Genomic DNA, 2087 nt, shown 5'->3' with positions numbered 1-2087 from the left:
AGCATCGTTCGCTGAACCGGTCGACGAGCAGCCGGCAAGCAAGGCGACAAGCCACAGGGCTGCGACGCGGAGGTTCAGCAGCCACAGTGCGCTGCGATATCAGCCATAATCAATTCAACCTGACCCCGCGTGACAGCAGGAGTTCAGTTTTCGCTCCCAGATCAACCGGTAGCGGGTAGGCCGTAGCGTACTCAGTGCGGAGTATCTCAATGATGACACCGGAAACGCCAGACGACGACTTGGTACGGACCCGCAGCCACAGGCCACACGCACTGCCCCAAGGCTTTCGGGCGGGATTGATTACGGCCATCACGGTATTGCTCGGCTTTTCGCTGGGTTTCCTGCGCTACTGGGGCCTGGACGCGCCGGGCAATTGGAGCGCGCTGTCCGTGCTGCCAGGCGTATCCTTGTTGCTCGCCAGCCTGCTGCAGATAATTGCTCTGTACCGCGCCTTGCGTTTGGAGGATGAAGCCGAGAATGAATACCGGAAAACCGTGCGATGGTTCATCGCGTCGGCGATGCTGCTGTTGCTGGGCCTGACAGCGGCGTTGTGGGAGGCGGCGTGATGTTTGGCTTTCGTCAATGGCAACAACCTGAATGCATGGAGGGTCTTCGCTCCACGCAGGCCAAGGTCCGCCTGGTGGCGCTGCCGACCGTGGCCGATGACGTACAGACGGTGCAATTCGCCTTCTTAGCCAATTGCCGAGACGATTCGCAGACGCGACACGCCAGTCAACGTTTCTTTGAATGGTTGCAACAGACCGGTGAAGAGGCGCTCGTGGCGCGCAGGGCGGTGTCTCGTGCTCGGATCGTCAAGGTAGTAGCGAAAGAAATGAATGGCTGAGGAGACGGAACATGAATGAAAAAGATCTGCTTCTGGGGCCTGTGTTGTCGTTCCGTGGTATCGGAAAAGGTGACGCCTGGAAAGTAAGCGCGCTGGTGGGCCTCAAGGCGGGCGCCGTCACGCCTGCACTGGAGGTCGACGGCAAGGCTTGCGCCGCGCCAAAGGAGCTATTGGCCATCAACGGCGAACGCTATCTGCGCTACGACCTGTCCTGCAAGATCTTGAAGAACGAGCGCACCGTAAGTTACGGTATTTCAGGTGGATTGACGTGGCGGATGACGGTACCCGGCAAGGATTTCTCGCCGCGCATGGCTTATGTGTCGTGCAATGGGTTTTCGGACCCGGCCGTGATGCGAAAGCTCATCCGGACGTCGGACGCGGTGTGGGAAGACCTGCTCTACAGCCACGACCGCGAACTGCGAAAAGAACAGGGTGCAGGCGAAACCAAGCTGCTGGACAAGGAGCAGTTGTGGCATGAGAAGCGCATCCATGACAAGGGCCTGCAGCGCTTTCATCTCATGCTCATGGGAGGCGACCAGATCTACTTCGACTCGATCTGGGAAGACGTTAAGGCGCTGCGCCGGTGGGTGGCCTTGCCTCGGCAGGCGCAATTGGAGTTCAAGGTCACCAAGGCGCTGGACCGCGAGATCGAGGCCTACTACTTCGGACTGTACAAGCAACGCTGGCTGCCCAGCGAGCGCAAGCCCTGGTCGTCGCCAACGGCCACGCTAGACGCGAGCGCGGCGATGGCGTCGATGCCGACCGTCATGATGTGGGACGACCACGATATCTTCGACGGCTGGGGTTCGTACAGCTGCGAGATGCAGAACAGCCCACTCTTTCAGACGCTGTTCCGCCACGCCCGACGCGCCTTCTGGGTGTTTCAGATGCAACATGCGCTGGACGACCTGCCCCAACAGGAAGACACGACGCCAGCGGGTTTTTCCCGACAAGACCCGCTGCTCAAGCCCATCGTGTGGAGTCAGGTACTCGCCAAGGATGCGTTGGCGCTGCCCCTGCTGGACGGCCAGCCGGGATTCACTTCCGCGTACGCCATCGGGCCGATGGCCATCATGGCGGCCGATCTGCGCACCGAACGCTCGCGGACACAGGTGATGGGCTCGGACACCTGGGGCCAAATCAAGAATTGGACCGACAGCCTGAAATCCGGCAACGCGGGCGCACGACCCAAGAGTGCTTGCCAGCATCTTCTGTTCATGTCCTCGGTGCCCGTCGTGCACCC

Annotated in this window: 3 protein-coding genes; all 3 read left to right on the top strand. The window is 60.6% G+C overall.

Translation table 11 applies throughout. The features are described from left to right. Positions 1–209: 209 nt before the first annotated feature. Complete coding sequence (locus tag ACO6D5_RS22645) at positions 210–566, top strand: hypothetical protein (RefSeq protein ID WP_485826615.1); 357 nt, start codon at positions 210–212, stop codon at positions 564–566. Continuing rightward, the gene (locus ACO6D5_RS22640) at positions 566–844 is read left to right on the top strand and encodes a hypothetical protein (RefSeq protein WP_485826614.1); all 279 of its coding nucleotides are present in this window, start codon (positions 566–568) and stop codon (positions 842–844) included. Before ACO6D5_RS22645 ends, ACO6D5_RS22640 begins: the two co-directional genes overlap by 1 nt. An 11-nt stretch (positions 845–855) precedes the next feature. After that, positions 856–2087: alkaline phosphatase D family protein (locus ACO6D5_RS22635; protein WP_485826613.1), on the top strand; the 1232-nt coding region annotated here is incomplete at its 3' end.

This window comes from Achromobacter sp. (assembly GCF_057314935.1).
Note: the sequence above shows the minus strand (reverse complement) of the source record. Positions and strands in the feature narration are given on the sequence as shown.